Annotated in this window: 15 protein-coding genes; 6 read left to right on the top strand and 9 right to left on the bottom strand. The window is 58.9% G+C overall.

Annotated elements, in window-relative coordinates; translation table 11 throughout:
• Positions 1–679 precede the first annotated feature (679 nt).
• The 3 genes from ROLI_RS07405 to ROLI_RS07395 form a co-directional block, all read right to left on the bottom strand.
• Positions 680–2242, bottom strand: a complete 1563-nt coding sequence (locus ROLI_RS07405; RefSeq protein WP_187432028.1) for a trimethylamine methyltransferase family protein — start codon at positions 2240–2242, stop codon at positions 680–682.
• A 122-nt stretch (positions 2243–2364) separates the two neighbouring features.
• Positions 2365–3063 carry an HAD family hydrolase gene (locus ROLI_RS07400; RefSeq protein WP_187432029.1) on the bottom strand — a complete coding sequence of 233 codons (699 nt, stop codon included), beginning with the start codon at positions 3061–3063 and terminating at the stop codon, positions 2365–2367.
• A complete protein-coding gene (locus tag ROLI_RS07395) occupies positions 3060–3344 on the bottom strand; it encodes a DUF3572 domain-containing protein (RefSeq protein WP_187432044.1) in 285 nt (94 codons plus the stop codon). Before ROLI_RS07395 ends, ROLI_RS07400 begins: the two co-directional genes overlap by 4 nt.
• A gap of 99 nt (positions 3345–3443) precedes the next feature.
• Here ROLI_RS07395 and ROLI_RS07390 point away from each other — a divergent pair, with 99 nt between their 5' ends.
• The 3 genes from ROLI_RS07390 to ROLI_RS07380 all read left to right on the top strand — a co-directional run bounded on the left by ROLI_RS07390 (position 3444) and on the right by ROLI_RS07380 (position 6514).
• Positions 3444–4847 carry a diguanylate cyclase gene (locus ROLI_RS07390; protein WP_187432030.1) on the top strand — a complete coding sequence of 468 codons (1404 nt, stop codon included), beginning with the start codon at positions 3444–3446 and terminating at the stop codon, positions 4845–4847.
• A 582-nt stretch (positions 4848–5429) separates the two neighbouring features.
• Positions 5430–5783: a DUF983 domain-containing protein gene (locus ROLI_RS07385; RefSeq protein ID WP_262386686.1), complete on the top strand. Its 354-nt coding sequence runs from the start codon at positions 5430–5432 to the stop codon at positions 5781–5783.
• Between the two features lie 23 nt (positions 5784–5806).
• Positions 5807–6514, top strand: coding sequence for an NUDIX hydrolase (locus ROLI_RS07380; protein WP_187432032.1), 708 nt, complete (start codon positions 5807–5809; stop codon positions 6512–6514).
• A gap of 46 nt (positions 6515–6560) precedes the next feature.
• On the opposite strand, the gene ROLI_RS07375 is transcribed toward ROLI_RS07380, so the two are convergent.
• From ROLI_RS07375 to ROLI_RS07355, 5 genes are read right to left on the bottom strand one after another with little or no spacing between them, the layout of a single operon-like run.
• Positions 6561–7478 (bottom strand): DMT family transporter, encoded by a 918-nt coding sequence (locus ROLI_RS07375; protein WP_187432033.1) that lies wholly within the window; start codon positions 7476–7478, stop codon positions 6561–6563.
• 44 nt (positions 7479–7522) lie between these two features.
• Positions 7523–8269, bottom strand: a complete 747-nt coding sequence (locus ROLI_RS07370; protein ID WP_187432034.1) for an SDR family oxidoreductase — start codon at positions 8267–8269, stop codon at positions 7523–7525.
• Positions 8266–9741: a carnitine 3-dehydrogenase gene (locus ROLI_RS07365; protein WP_187432035.1), complete on the bottom strand. Its 1476-nt coding sequence runs from the start codon at positions 9739–9741 to the stop codon at positions 8266–8268. Before ROLI_RS07365 ends, ROLI_RS07370 begins: the two co-directional genes overlap by 4 nt.
• On the bottom strand, positions 9738–10253 hold the full coding sequence (locus ROLI_RS07360) for a hypothetical protein (RefSeq protein ID WP_187432036.1): 516 nt from the start codon (positions 10251–10253) through the stop codon (positions 9738–9740). Before ROLI_RS07360 ends, ROLI_RS07365 begins: the two co-directional genes overlap by 4 nt.
• Positions 10250–11164: a 3-keto-5-aminohexanoate cleavage protein gene (locus ROLI_RS07355; RefSeq protein WP_187432037.1), complete on the bottom strand. Its 915-nt coding sequence runs from the start codon at positions 11162–11164 to the stop codon at positions 10250–10252. Before ROLI_RS07355 ends, ROLI_RS07360 begins: the two co-directional genes overlap by 4 nt.
• 77 nt (positions 11165–11241) lie before the next feature.
• On the opposite strand from ROLI_RS07355, the gene ROLI_RS07350 reads away from it, so the two are divergent.
• Positions 11242–12240 (top strand): GlxA family transcriptional regulator, encoded by a 999-nt coding sequence (locus ROLI_RS07350; protein ID WP_187432038.1) that lies wholly within the window; start codon positions 11242–11244, stop codon positions 12238–12240.
• On the opposite strand, the gene ROLI_RS07345 is transcribed toward ROLI_RS07350, so the two are convergent.
• Positions 12191–13234, bottom strand: coding sequence for an aldo/keto reductase (locus ROLI_RS07345; protein WP_187432039.1), 1044 nt, complete (start codon positions 13232–13234; stop codon positions 12191–12193). The two genes, ROLI_RS07350 and ROLI_RS07345, sit on opposite strands and share 50 nt — an antisense overlap.
• 534 nt (positions 13235–13768) lie before the next feature.
• On the opposite strand from ROLI_RS07345, the gene ROLI_RS07340 reads away from it, so the two are divergent.
• Positions 13769–14353 carry a YceI family protein gene (locus ROLI_RS07340; protein WP_338469248.1) on the top strand — a complete coding sequence of 195 codons (585 nt, stop codon included), beginning with the start codon at positions 13769–13771 and terminating at the stop codon, positions 14351–14353.
• Positions 14354–14418: 65 nt separating this feature from the next.
• A complete protein-coding gene (locus tag ROLI_RS07335) occupies positions 14419–15648 on the top strand; it encodes an MFS transporter (protein ID WP_187432041.1) in 1230 nt (409 codons plus the stop codon).
• Positions 15649–15672 lie beyond the last annotated feature (24 nt).

Raw genomic sequence — 15672 nt, 5'->3', positions numbered from 1 at the left:
TCACAAATGTCGCCGAGGGCCTGGAAGAGTGTATCAAACGTTTTTGGCCCGATCCGTCTCAGATGGGCTTTGAGAAAGCCATCTCATCCGCTGACTGGCAGGGTATTGCGCAGCAATGTCCCGAGAAGCAATAAAGTGTGGCTCCTGGCTCCTGGCTCCTGGCGCATGCGCGGCTGGCGGTGGTTGATCCACCCCCGCCTTGACTTGCGCAGGGCAGGCCGATTACGTTCCTGTGCGATAAGTCCTTTTTCCATATGAGAACCCGGCGCGTACCAAGGCGCGGTGAATTTATGAGAGGTGAACGGATACGCCAGACGTGTCTTCCAACGCGCCCGATAGTGCATGCAATGTTATGTCTGGTTCGGCACGGATAATCCCGATTAAGAAATCCTTATACGGTGCCAGCTGGCCAAATCCGGCCCACCGGCCCGCCCTGTGGTCTGGGCGTGACGTCGCGCCGCTCTCGTTTGTCCGCAGCATAACGCACCGCCGTTGCCGCACTGACACCAAAAATGCGCCCTGCTGCACGACAAGAGTTCCCAGCAGCAACATACCCGCAAATCCGGTGCCGAAAATCTAAAGAAAGAGGTTTGCCCATCATCCACCTCCACACTGAAAATGAAACAGACAAAGACTCCTTTGGGAAACACAAATCAATTCAGATTAAACGCAAACCGCTTTAAAAATCGGTCGGCGCGCCCCCTTCTGCCTTGCGCCGTGCCACGAAATCGGCCAGTTCATCACGGATCGCGACATCCATTTCGGGCGGCTCAAAGCTTGCGATAATCTCCTTGAACATCAGATGTGCACGTTCCGGCGTCCAGATCGCGCCCGCGGCCTCCCATCCCTCATAATTCTTCCAGTCACTCAAGAACGGTTGGTAGAACGCCGTGCTATACCGATCCTGTGTGTGCTGAATACCGAAAAAATGGCCCTTGTCACCAACGGATTTGATCGCGTCCAATGCAATTTCATCGGGCCCCGTCGCAACGATTTCCGGATTCATATAGCGTTGGATTTGCTGTAATACTTCGCAATCCATGATGAATTTTTCGGGGCTGGCGATCAGGCCACCCTCAAGCCAACCGGCCGCATGATAGACCATATTGGTCCCGGATTGCACCGCGGCCCAAAGACTGTTCGAGGTTTCCCACATCGCCTGCCCGTCCGGCACATTGGCCGCGCAGACACCGCTCGAACGCATCGGCAGGTTATAAAGCCTGCATAGCTGCCCGGTCATCTGGGTTGCGCGCATGTATTCCGGTGTGCCAAAAGCGGGCGCGCCAGATTTCATATCCACATTGGAGGTGAAGGTCCCGATCGCAACCGGGCATCCCGGTTTGATGATCTGCGCCAGCACCACCGCACAGAGCGCCTCGGCCAGTGATTGCGCCACCGCGCCCGCCATGGTCACCGGAGCCATAGCACCGGCCAGCGTAAAGGGCGTCACCACCAGACCCTGCCCGCGCCGCGCCATACGCATCCACCCATCCAGCATCGGGATGTCATGTTTCAGCGGCGAGGTTGAATTGATATTCGTGTACATTCTGGGGCTTGCGTCGAATTCTTCATGTGACAACCCCTGTGAAATACGGACCATTTCCATGACGTCCTCGATCCGCTCTTTGCCCAGCGAATAGGCGTGCATGACCTTATCGGTCAGGGTCAGCTTGTCATATAAAACATCCAGATGCCGCACAGAGGCGTGCAGATCCACCGGCTCCACCGGATAACCGCCCGCAAAATGGATGCAATTAAAATACTGCGTCAGTTTCAGCAGATCGCGACACATCTCGCGAGTGCCCGGCACTTTGGTGCCCCGCGCCATATCCCAGTAGTTGGGCGGCGAGGAGACATTGCCGAACACCATGTTCTTGCCTCCGATGATGATCTTGCGGTCCGGGTTGCGCGGCGTCAGGGTGAATTCCGACGGCGCATACGCAATCCATTCCATGACGAAATCGCGCCCCATACGGACGTTTTCACCGTTGATTGTGCACCCTGCCTTGCGCAAAATCTCCAGCGCTTCATGGTTCAGGAATTCGATACCTATTTCTTCGAGAATACGCATCGCGCCGTCGTGAATGGCCTCCACGCCCTCGGGGGTCAAAGGCTCCGTGGGCCGGTCGATGTTCACAGGCGGGTTCCACGGCATTTGCTCGATCACCGAAGTCCCGCGCCGTATCACGGCCCCTGCACGACCGCCGCCGCGGGTTCTGCGCTTGGGGGGTGCCTCTGTCATCTCTGTGTGCTCCTTACGCATCGGTTGATCCATAAAGAGCAGAGCGCGCGCGGCGAGCCGTCTTATTCGCGACCTAAATCGTCGTTTTTGCCTAAATCACTGCGGGAAATGCAGGGTGGCGGTCATCCCTGTTGTGCGTCGATCCAATCCGGCAAAAAACCAATGTCATCGAAAACCGCATCCGCATGGGGTTCAAGCACGCTACGCTCGGCCAGCCCGGTCAGAACGCCAACGCATCGCATCCCGGCCGCGCGCCCAGCCAACAGATCATGCGTGCTGTCTCCGACCATGACAATCGCCGCCGTATCGGTGCTGATCGCACGCGCAAAGGCGATCAACTGGCCGGTGTCGGGTTTGCAACCGTAGCCGCTGTCAAATCCCGCGATGAATGCAAATCGATCAAGGATATGGGCCGCATCCAAATGCGCGCGTGTCGGGGCTTCAGCGTCATTGGTCGCAACACCCAGCCTCAGACCCCTGTCGATCAGACCGGACAGGAACGGCACAAGCGGCACGGCCTCTGCTTGGGGGGCTTTTGCCGCCTCATCGTTCAACAGATCGAGAATTTGCTCCTGCGTATACCCGCTCATATGAGGGTGCAATGCCAGTGCCACATCCCCGGGCGTGCCTGCAATCGCGATACTATCCTTGGTAAAACGGCCACCATGATAATCAAACCCGATCTGCGCACCCAAATGTGCCGCCGCATCAGGGCCATCCGCCAGCCGATCCAGGAAACCAATGGCCCAGGCCTCCCAAGTTGTAGCGAAATCAAATAACGTGCCGTCCTTGTCGAAAAGAACCCCCTTTATAGCGCTCATGTCCAATTCACCTGCTCACCCCCCGGCAATGCCTGTCGCGCGCGCGATAGCGCCTCATAAGGCACATGGAGCGCATCACAGGCCTGCATCACCCAGGCATCATCCATCAGGATGAAATCCAGAACAGAGCCCAGAAAAACCGGGTCGCGCGCGCCCATTCGCACATCGTTTTCACTAGCACCACTTGCGCCCAGAAAAACCGGGAGAAGGTCTTCATTGCCTGCCAACCATCCCAAAACCTGAAGCGCGAGTACCTCGGCGGATTCCCGCGTGGTCATGATAATCTGCCCATAATTTGTCCCAAACTCGAAACCCTTTGTTAACCAAATTCGGCGCAATGTCGACCAGCGGTCAAACACCCAGAAAAGGACGCAAAAAGCGTGCAGGGCAAAATTCTCATAGTAGACGCGATTTCGACAAATCGCATCGTTCTGAAAGTCAAACTTGCCTCGGCATTCTACGAGGTTGTGCATGCTGCAACGGCGGATGAAGCCTGCGTCGCGGCCCTCAGGCATGATCCCGATCTGATCATTTCGGCCATGGCGCTCCCCGATTGTGACGCCGCCGAATTATGCCTCCGCCTCAAGCGCAGCCCGCAAACGCGTGCCATCCCGATGATGGTCGTGGGGTGCCGACCAAACGCTGATACACGTCTCAAGGCGCTGGAAGCCGGTGTTCAGGATGTCATGTTGAAGCCCATCGACGACACCTTGCTTCTGGCGCGTGTGCGCAGCCTGATCCGCGCACATAATACCGCAGCCGAATGGCAAATGCGAGATGACACCTCGCGCGCTTTGGGCTTTGCTGAGGAAGCATTGGAATTTGGACCGGCCGGCCGTGCGGTGCTGGTGGGAAGTGATGCGCAGATTGCACATAACTGGGTTGTGACGCTGCGTCCGAAACTGCGCACCAGCCTGACATATGCCGCGCCCGAGACCGCATTGCGCGATCTCGCCCCTGATAAGGTGCCAGACGTCTTTATCCTGGCGCTCGGGCAGAACGACACATCAAATAGCGATGTCTTGCGCCTGCTGGCGGCGATTCGCGCGACGGCCATCACACGGCATGCCGGTATTTTAGTGCTGCAGGCGCGTTCTGACCCCGGACTTGGGGCCTATGCGCTTGATCTTGGCGCGGATGACTTGATGACCGATGGCTTTGAGCCTTTGGAGCTGACCCTGCGGGTGAAGGCCATGTTGCGACGCAAAAGAATCGCGGATCAATTGCGCGCCACCGTGCGCACGGGTCTTAAGGCGGCGGTATCTGATCCGTTGACCGGTCTGCACAACCGGCGGTATGCGATGCCGCATCTGAGCCGCGTGGCCGAGCATTCCGCCGCGACCGGGCGTAGTTTTGCGGTCATGGTGGCGGATCTGGATCACTTCAAGCAGATCAATGATCTCTACGGCCATGCATCAGGGGATGCGGTGCTCATCGAAACGGCCAAAAGATTGCGCGACAACCTGCGGGGTGTGGATCTGATCGCCCGGATCGGGGGAGAGGAATTCCTGATTGTCATGCCCGCCACGCCCTTGATAGAGGCCCGCGCTGCGGCCAGCAGGCTGTGTCGTAAAATCGGCGGTCGCGGTTTTCAAATCCCCGGTAGCAGCGAGTTGATCAAGGTCACCGTTTCCATAGGCGTGACACTTGGCGGCTTGCGCACGGCGCAACAACCCCAACCGCCGCAGGATGCCAATATCCTGCTGGACGCTGCGGATAAGGCGCTTTATGCGGCCAAGATGCAGGGCCGAAATCAGGTCAACCTGAACCGACCCGCCGCCTGATCGACTCCAGCACAAAACCATCAATTGACCAGCCCCGCGCGGAATGGAAAGCCCGCGTGGGGTCGTGTCTCTCGTTCTGGTCATTCCAAAGCCTATGACCCCGCAGGATGCCCTGAGCCGCCAATGTCTGCTTCAAATGGAGGCCTGAACGACTGTGGCACGTTTTGTGGGCGTGATTGTTTGTGAGCCCGTCTTGAACCTTATCTTCCGGGGAAAGCCAGTGACCATGACGGCTATAAAGAGCAGTGCTTACCCACTCACACGTCACAGAACAGGCGAACAACGGACCGCCGGCCCAAAATACGTCGCATTTATCAAACGACGGGGCTTGCGCCCTCCCCTCTGCCCATGGCTGGACGGGTAGAAAAAGGCGCGCATTTTAAGCATGTTTTCGCGACATCCCGCCGCAGCGACGCCCACAAAGCTTTCCATTTTGATCAGAATGGCGCAGAGAAGTTCCAAAGAAGGAACTGCGCGATGAGCGATGCCACGCACCAAGAGCCCGGATTGATCCATGCGCCCGCCACAAGTGCCGATGCCCAGAGCACATCGCAGCACCCTCCCCGGGACACAAAACGCGCCATGATGCGCGGGTGGCGACGCAAATGTCCGCATTGTGGCAGCGGCCCGTTGCTTAAATCCTATCTCAAGGTGAACGACACATGTTCAGTGTGCCGCCTCGATCTGCATCATCACCGCGCAGATGATGGCCCCGCCTATCTTACAATTCTGATCGTCGGGCATCTGATGGCCCCTCTGCTGCATCTGGTCTTTGTGACCTGGCGCCCCGAACCGCTGACCCTATTTACAGTTTTTTCGGTTGGCTGCGTTGGCCTGTCGCTTTATCTGTTGCCGCGGCTCAAAGGGGCCATCGTCGGATATCAATGGGCGCGCGGCATGGGTGGATTTGGGGAACATGACGCCCCAACCCCTTGATCTGGATCACAAAGGGGTAAAAAATGACCAAAAATGATACGGTCGATAAAACCGCCATTCGCGATGCTGCGAGCGTTATTATCTTGCGTGATCGTGACCGTGATCCGCATATTTTGATGGGGCAACGCGGGGCGAAGGCCGCTTTCATGCCAAATAAATTCGTCTTTCCCGGCGGCGCGGTTGACCACAGTGATGCCAATATCCCGTTGGCGCACCCTTTGACGCAGCCCTGTGCGCGTCGCCTGGCGGAGGATGCGCGCCTGGACCTCTCTCACGCTCTCCCTGTGGCAGCAATCCGCGAGTTATGGGAAGAAACAGGGCTCGTGCTGGGTAAAGCCGGACAGTGGACATCTGCAATCCCCTCGGATTGGGAGGGTTTTGCGCGGACCGGGCATCTGCCTGCCGCGTCGGAGTTGCAATTCGTTTTTCGCGCCATAACGCCGCCGGGACGACCGCGGCGGTTTGATGCGCGGTTTTTCCTCGTCGAGGCGGAGCACATCTGCACACCGCTGGATGATTTTTCGGCGGCAAGTGATGAGCTATCCCACCTGCAATGGGTGGCTTTAAAGGACGCGCGCAGCTTTGACATGCCCTTCATTACGGAAGTGGTTCTCGCCGAGATCGAAGGACGGCTTAAGCAAAAGAATGCGCCCGACAGCGTCCCGTTCTTCAAGAATAACGATGAAGAGAGCCTGTTTCTGCGTCTATATGGAAAACCCATTCCCGTATGACCGATGCATGGCTTTGGATATTGGCGCTCAGATCAAGCCAAATCGCTTAGATCAGCAGAACCAAGGTCAGGATCGAAAGACATAAAACCGAAACACCGGCAAGCTCGCGCAGGCTGGGTTTTTCGCGAAAAAACAGCACGGATGCAAGCAGGCTGAAGACAAGTTCCACCTGCCCGACGGCCTTGACGTAGGCCGCGGTTTGCAGCGTAAAAGCAAGAAACCAGCCGTAGGATCCGGCCATCGACAACAGGCCAATCCATCCCGCAACGCGCCGCGCGGCCCAGACAGCGCGGATCTGTGGGGCATCGCGCCACAGAAGCCAGGCGGCCATGGCAATCATTTGCGCGCCTGTAACCACGGACAATGTGACCCCTGCCCGCAACAGAGGATCATCATGCAGGATTTCCAGCGATGCACCGCGATAAGACACTGCGGAAACCGCAAATAGCGTCCCGGATGCCAGACCCAAACCAACGCCCCGGTTCCACATGTCCTGCCAGCGCCAGCCGACCACATCCGGGGGCGTGGACAGCAAGAGAACACCCCCCAAGCCGAGCGCAATTGCGCCGAAAGCGGGCCAGCTCACCCCTTCGCCCAGCAGCATCAGACCAATGACCACCGACAGGATCACTTCGGTCTTCATCAGGGTCACGCCAACAATGAAATTGCGCGATTTAAACAGGGTCACGACGCAGATGGTGGCGATGATCTGCGCCAGCCCGCCACTGAGCGCGTAGCCCCAGAATTGCGCCGTCAGGGGCGGCAGGGTCTGGTCGGTGCGCAGCAGATAGATCGCGACGATCAGCGCGACCAGCGGTGCCGAGTACAAAAACCGCGCGAAAGTCGCCCCGGTGGGAGACAGCGTGGCCGTCGCCAGCATCTTTTGAAGCATGAAACGCAGGGTTTGGAAGATCGCCGCCGCAAAGGTGACAAGCAGCCAAAGGTCGGGCATCGGAAAATTCATGCTCCCTCATGGCGCAAATCCCGGATCATCGCCAGAGGCAAAGATCAGAGTTTCGGATCGGGGTTTTCCGTATGCCCATCCACGGCAATGACCTGACCCGACACCAATCGGGCCGCATCCGAGCCCAGAAACACCGCCATATTCGCGATGTCTGTGACCTCCACAAAACGTTGCATCGAGGTGCCGCGCGCGTAGCCGTGATAAACCGCGTCCCGCGTCATGCCCTTGGCCTCGGCCTCGCGCGCCAGGACGGTTTCCATGCGCGCCCCTTCGACGGCACCGGGACAGATCGCATTGGCACGGATACCAAAAGGTCCAAGCTCCATGGCGAGGGTCTTCATCAACCCGATCACCGCCCATTTGGCCGAACTGTAGGGCGCGCGGTTGGGATAGCCATAAAGACCCGCCGTCGAGGAGGTCACAATGATCGCGCCCTGCCCGGCCGTTTTCATCTTTGGCGTGGCGTGTTTGGCGGCCAGAAATGCGCCCTCCAGATTGACCGACACACAGCTGCGCCACTCCTCAAGGGTGATGTCTTCGATCCGCGCGGTTGGTCCCGCGGTCCCGGCATTGGCGCATAAGACGTCCAACCCTGGCATGCCCGAAATCACGGTGTGCAACGCTTTCTCATCAGTGACATCACAAGCGTGCCGGTGCCAGCCATCGGGGCATTCCGCAAGGGCGTCTTCATCCACATCCGTGACCCAGACCTGATACCCTTGGGCGGCAAAGGCCTCCCCCATGGCGCGCCCAATCCCCGCCCCGCCCGCCGTGATCAGAACGGTTTTCATCGCGGCGCACCAATACTGCGACCCGCACCGTCCGGGGGGGACAGATCGGCTTGGGCGTCCGCAAACCGGCGCAGGGCCGCGTCAAGGGCCGGGCTGGCGTCGCACGCGCGGCGAGTCTCAAGGCTGACGTGCAGCAGGAAATGTTCGCCCGTGGCCAGCAATCGCGCGCCCTCATACATCTCATGCCACAGGTGCATCTTTTTGCCCCCCCCGCCCAGCACGCGTGTGCGGATCTCGATGAGAGCACCGGCGTTCACCTCATCGATGTGACGGATATGCGTCTCGGCGGTGAAATAACTGCCGCCCGAGGCGATATAGGCCGCATCGCATCCGATCAGTTCCATGAAACGGTCCGTCGCGTCCCCAAAGGCCTGAAGGTATTTCGCCTCATTCATATGCCCATTGTAATCGGTCCAATCCAGCGGCACGGCGCGGTGCACCGTCAAAACAGGTGCGGCAGGGTCGCGGATGTCGCCAGCCGTTTGCCCCAGTTCCGAGCCCTGACGGATCGCCTTTTCCTGCGCGCCCAGCAGCGCGCCCGCGCCCCAATCCTGCGTCTTGAGCGCGCGCATCATCGCTACGAGGTTATTGTCGCGGATACGTTCCAATTCGCGGATCGTGTGATGTCCTGATTGCGCATCCGACTGCCCTGCGATCAGATCGACCAATTCCTCCGTGAACTCGGGCACATCCATCAATTTGGTCCAGGGCCATTGCAGCGCCGGACCGAATTGCGCCATGAAATGCTTCATGCCCGCCTCGCCCCCCGCAACGCGGTAGGTTTCAAACAGCCCCATCTGCGCCCAGCGGATACCGAACCCATAACGGATCGCGTCATCGATCTCCTCAGTTGTTGCGATCCCGTCCTTGACCAACCAGAGTGCCTCGCGCCACACGGCCTCCAGGAAACGATCCGCGACATGCGCGTCGATCTCCTTTTTCAGGTGCAACGGATGCATCCCAACGCGCGATAAAATACCCTTGGCAGTCTCGATAAGCTCTGATGGGTTCTGCGCCGTGCTCACGACCTCGACCAAGGGTAACAGATAAACCGGGTTGAAAGGATGACAGACCAGGATTTGCCCGCGATCTTGCGCGTTCTGCTGGAGCTGCGACGGCTTGAAGCCCGATGTGGAGGATCCAATAACGGCACGCGGATCACAAGCCCGCTGGATCGCGGCGAAACTGTCGTGCTTGATCTGCAACCTTTCGGGCACGCTCTCCTGTATCCAGATCGCCCCCGTCACCGCCTCAGCGATGGTGTCATGAAAACTCAATTGCCCCTCAGGCGGCAGCGCCACATCCAGCAGACCCGGCAAGGACCGGCGCGCATTCGCCAAAACATCGCCGATCTTGCGCGCGGCCTCCGGGTCAGGGTCAAAAACCCGCACATCCCAACCATTGAGCAGGAACCGCGCGGCCCATCCGCCCCCGATCACACCACCGCCGATTATTGCAGCCGTCTGCGTCATGGCTGTGCTCCTTTCAATTGGCTGGTGTCCCAGCCGTAAAAATCCAAGACCTCCACCGCGGCCTCCAAACGGTCAGCCGGCGCGGCACCCTGTCTGTTCAGGATGACACCAAAATCACCCTCCCCGGTGCCGATTGCCGCAGTCCGGAACCCTTCATCAACCCACATGACAATCAGCGTATCGCCGGGCGCGCGCGGGCTTTCCAACACACCCGCGCGGGTAATTTCATATGTTCCTGCCCGCTCGGGGATCACGTCACTCGCGAGCGACAGCGCATTTCTTGCGGGGCTTTGTGTGAAAACCACCCGGCCCTCTGGCGTCTCGCCGAACCGGGCGACAATGAACCACTCCCCGGCGAACTGCGCTGTGTCAAAGCGCGTCGTGGCCCCGATTGGCACGCTCACGTCGCGATAAATCCCGTCCCTGGCTTCCCCAAACGGCATACAGGCACCGATCATGGCAAGGGCCACGACCGCGCTAAGCCGTGCAAAAGGCAGCTTCGCAGAGCTCACGCGGGGCGTGCTCGTTTGAGCAATCCCAGTTTCGCGCGCACCTCGCCAGCGTTCATAACGCGCGCGCCCATGTTTTCGATGATCGTCCCCGCGCGTTCCACAAGTTGCCAGTTTTCGGCCAGAACGCCCTTGTCCAGCCATAGGTTATCTTCCAGTCCGACGCGCACATGCCCCCCCGCCAGAACCGCCGCCGCGACATAGGCCATCTGATTACGCCCCAATGAAAACGCCGAAAAATTCCAGTCTGGCGGCACGTTGTTCACCATCGCCATAAAAGTATTGAGATCATTGGGCGCGCCCCAAGGCACCCCCATACACAATTGCACCAGCGCCGGGGCCTTCAGAACGCCCTCCTCCACCAGTTGCTTGGCATACCACAGATGCCCGGTGTCAAAGGCCTCGATCTCCGGTTTCACGCCAAGGTCCGTCATCATGCGCCCCATGGCGCGCAACATACCGGGCGTATTCGTCATGACATAATCGGCTTCGGCAAAGTTCATCGTGCCACAATCCAGCGTGCAAATTTCCGGCAGACACTGCGCCACATGCGCAACCCGCGCCGTGGCACCGATCATATCGGTTCCCTCGTGTTTCAGGGGGAGCGGGTTTTCGGTATCGCCAAAAATCATGTCCCCGCCCATGCCCGCCGTCAGGTTCAGCACCACATCCACATCCGCCGCGCGAATACGATCCGTCACTTCGCGGTAATACGCCAGCTTGCGGCTCGGCGCGCCGGTGTCGGGATCGCGCACATGGCAATGCACGATGGCCGCCCCCGCCTTGGCCGCTGCAATCGCACTTTCGGCAATCTGCTTAGGCGAGCGCGGCACATGCGGGCTGCGGTCCTGCGTGCCGCCGGAACCTGTCACAGCGCAGGTGATAAAAACCTCTTGGCTCATGGTCAGCGGCATATCCTATCTCCCTTGTGGTTAACGCAAAGATGCCCCAAAACACGCGCCATGACTTTTCAAAATACGAAGCTCACTTGATGAAAAACGTAGAAATCATTCAGGCAGTCGTTCTGGTCCTCGAAGAAACGAATACGCTCTCCTTTGCCGCCACCGTCGATCCGATGCGCGCGGCCAATCGACATGCCCAAAGACCGGTTTTCCAGTGGTGCTTTGCAACGCCCGGCGAAACAGATGTGACTTTGACCAGCGGGTTGTGCGTACCAGCCGCCCCGCTGCACCTGGTCACCACTTGCGATTTGCTCATCATCGTCGCCGGATTTGATCTGGCGCGGCAAGCCACGCCCAGGTTGCACGCCAGCCTGCGCCGCCTGTCCGCGCAGGCGCGCCACGTGGCCGGGATCGACGGCGGCCCATGGATTATGGCACGTGCAGGTTTGCTGGACGGTCACCGCGCCACCACGCATTGGGAAGACCTCGACGCTTTTCGCCAACAGTTTCATAATGTTGACACCGTTGATGCGCGTTTTGTCGACGATGGCAGCCGCCTCACAAGTGGCGGTGCAGCACCCGCGCTTGAGATGATGCTTCACTTGATCGCCGGTTTTTTCGGCACGCATCTATCGGAGAGTGTCGCGGCGAGCTTCATCTATGATGCGGCCCAGTTGCCCACAAGGCCACAGGGACGACGCCCCCTTGGGAGCGACCATTCAGGGCTCACGGCACGGGCACAGGACATCATGCAGGCCAACCTCGAACATCCGGTGCCGATCGCAATGATTGCCCGTCGTCTCGGGCTTAGTCTGCGGGCGCTGCAACTCCAGTTCAAGGCCAGATTGCGTGTCACACCTCAATCATACTATCTCGGGCTGCGCCTGGTGGAGGCGGACCGGCTTGTGACACAGACGGCGTTGCCCTTGCAGGACATCGCTTTGATCACCGGGTTCGGTTCACAGTCGAGTTTCGCACGCGCCTATCGGCAGCGTTTTGGCACTTCGGCACGCGGGCGCAGATCAAGCAAGGGGCCTCTCAATACGGCATCGGGTGCTGGCGATGCGCCGCACCGATCTCGGCCATGACGTCTGCGCTCAAATCGAGATCAACCGCCCCGAGGCAGGTTTCCAATTGCGCCATCGTCGTTGCGCCAAAGATGATGGAACCCATGAAAGGACGGGTCTTGCACCATGCCAGCGCCATCTGTGTCGGGTCGAGCCCGTGGCGTTTGGCAATATCCAGATATGCGGCCACGGCCTCAAAAGCGCGCGGGGTCCTGCGCCCGCCGAGGTCCGCACTCAGCGACATGCGCGATTTGGCAGGCACTTTGCCGCCCTGGTATTTGCCCGTTAACAAACCAGCTGCAAGGGGTGAGAACGCCAAAAGCTGCACCTCTTCCTGAAGGCTCATCTCCGCCATATCCGTATCATACAACCTGCACAGCAAGGAATATTCGTTCTGCACCGACGCGACCCGAGGCCCGCCCATACGTTCGGCCGTTTCCAGCCATTTGGTGGTGCCCCATGCACTTTCATTGCTTAATCCAAAGGCGCGGATTGTCCCGCGCTTCACCTCTTTTTGAAGCGCATCAAGCGCCTCCTCCATATGCTCCTGCGTGTCCAGCATCAATTGCCCGGAAGGGTCAAAATCCCAGTTCTTGCGAAACATGTAACTGCCCCGATTGGGCCAGTGAAACTGATAGAGATCAATGTAATCCGTTCGCAACCGGCGCAGGGACCCTTCCACCGTATCCGCAATGGTCTTTGATGAGATCGGCGCGCCGTCCCGCACGATAGACAACCCTTCACCGGAGTGTTTTGTGGCGAGGATCACCTCATCTCTGCGCATGTCGCGCTCAAACCACAGACCTATGATTCGCTCGGTGCGCCCGATTGTTTCCTCGCTGATCGGATTGACCGGATACATCTCTGCGGTGTCGATGAAATTGATACCAGCGTCCACTGCGCGATCAATTTGAGCATGTGCCTCATCCGCGGTATTTTGCGTCCCCCACGTCATCGAACCCAGACAGAATTGCGATACCTCGATGCTGGTCCGTCCGAGCTTGTTCATCTTCATGGTAGGCCTTTCTCGCTTTTGCACGCGCACAGTACCTTGACGCCATGTCGCTGCAAGCTGCTTTACACTCAAAAAGGTATAGAAAGAGCAAACCGGGGATATAGAACAGAAAAGAACTTGATACAGATTTCATATGTCTGCATCCAAATCGCTTCCGGTCGGTCAACCCGCTTTCAGGGTCCGCTTTCGCGCTATCATCTCTCGCGGCCTTGCTGAATCCGTCACAGGCCGGAACAGCCATTCGCGACCTAATTGCCAAATGCCTTTGGACGCAAAACTAACAATATTTGGAGCAAAGTTTGACACTTACGTCCGATGCCCGGCGACAGGACAAACCGCATTTGCCGCTTCGCGCCCCCTGCAAACGGATCGCAATTCTTGCATTTTAACCGCCTGCGCAGGCTGAGCCAAGCAAAACGACGGCCACAATCAAGACCGCCTGCCGAGATCAAATCCAGATGATTTATTTGGAAATCGACCATTAAGGATTATCTAGGATCAGAATAAGGGACGCATATCGCAATGTCATTTCTGATGACCCGACGCCTGTTTGTCATCGCAGGTCTCACAAGTCTGACGGGCCAGGCTCAAGCCGGCGCAACGCCCTATGATCTGGTGGCGGAAAAGTCGCGCATCGCCTTCAACTTCAAGGTGAGCGGCAGCCCTCAAACCGGCACCGTGCCGGTGCGAACCGCCGACATCCGTGTGGACATCGCCAACCTTTCCGCCTCCAGTGCGGATGTTACAACGGACATCCGGCGCGCCAAAGCCGGTGTGCTGTTCGTGACACAAGCCCTGCTCAGCCCCTCGGTGCTGGACGCGCAAAATCATCCTATCGTGCGGTTTCAATCGACGAAAATCCTGCTGGGCAGCGCGGGGCGCATCTCGGAGGGCGCGCGCATTGAAGGGAAGCTGACGCTGCGTGGCACCACGCTCCCCCTGGTGCTGAATGCGCAACTCACCCGCCCGGCCGGGACCGCCGCGGATGACCTTTCGGTGCTGAACATAAACCTCACCGGGGCGTTGAGCCGCATTCGATTCGGTGCCACCGGATACCCAAACCTCGTCGAGGATCAGGTTGATCTGGATATTTTCGCAGAAATCCGCAGACGCGGCTAAAAACGACGCCTTGTGTCGAATTACGCATAGGTTCGACAGCAGGATTGGATAAACCTGACGCCATCATGCGTCTTCTGATTTCTTTTGCTGCTCTTTTCCTGTCCGTCATTTTGCTGCAACTCTCCTCGGGTGGTGTCGGCCCGCTGGATGCGTTGTCGGGGCTGACGCTGGGGTTCAGCAAACAGGAAATTGGCCTGCTGGGGTCGGCGCATTTTCTTGGCTTTTTCATCGGGTGCTGGTGGGCTCCCCGCCTGATGGGCAGCGTCGGTCACTCCCGCGCCTTTGCCGCCCTTGCTGCTGCCGGGGCCATCGGTCTGATGAGCCATATGCTGATCATAGATGCCTATGCCTGGGCCTTGATGCGCATTGCCTCCGGTGTCTGCGTTGCGGGCTGTTACACGGTGATCGAAGCCTGGCTCCAGGCGAAGGTGACCAATGAAACACGCGGTCGCACCATGGGCGTGTACCGCGTGGTTGATATGACCGGCTCTATGGCGGCCCAAATGCTCATCGGCTTTCTGGAACCCGCCTCTTATGTGTCCTACAACCTGTTGGCGATCCTGTGCTGCGCGGCGCTGTTGCCGCTGACGCTCACCACGGTGCGCCAACCTCACACGCCCGCCTCCCCGCGCCTGCGTCCAAGCCTCGCGCATGCGCGCTCCCCCCTGGCCGCGGCCGCGGTCCTGGTCGCCGCCCTGTCCAGCGCCTCCTTTCGGATGGTCGGGCCGGTTTACGGTGCCGAAGTGGGGCTGAGCAATGATCAGATTGCTTATTTTCTGACCGCATTCGTTTTTGGCGGCGCGCTGGCGCAGATTCCCGTGGGATGGCTCGCGGATAAATATGACCGCCGCAAGGTATTGATCTGGCTGTCCATTGCCGCCATCGCCAGTTCGGCGATCACCATTTTCGCCGCCCAAACCGGCACGATCGGGATCATGTTGACGGCGGGCCTCTTTGGCCTGACCACTTTCCCGATTTACTCCGTCGCCGCAGCACACGCACATGATTTCGCCAGCGACGATGAACGCGTGGAGCTCTCCGCAGCACTCATGTTCTATTTTGCATTGGGGGCCATCGCGGCACCCTATTTCGCATCCCTGCTGATCGAAAACTACGGCCCACCGGCCTTGTTCGTAATGCTGGGCGTCGGCCATATCCTGCTGGTTCTGTTCGGGCTGACGCGGATGCGCGCTCGACCCTCGCCTGCACAACGCACACGCTATACCTATGCGCCGCGCACCTCATTTATCATCGGTCGGTTGATCCGGCGCAGCAAAACCAAATCCGACACATAAGCCGCTATCCTGGCGCAAGGCAGA

It is taken from the genome of Roseobacter fucihabitans (assembly GCF_014337925.2).
Classification (GTDB): Bacteria; Pseudomonadota; Alphaproteobacteria; order Rhodobacterales; family Rhodobacteraceae; genus Roseobacter; species Roseobacter fucihabitans.
This window is presented reverse-complemented; position numbering and strand designations above follow the sequence as displayed.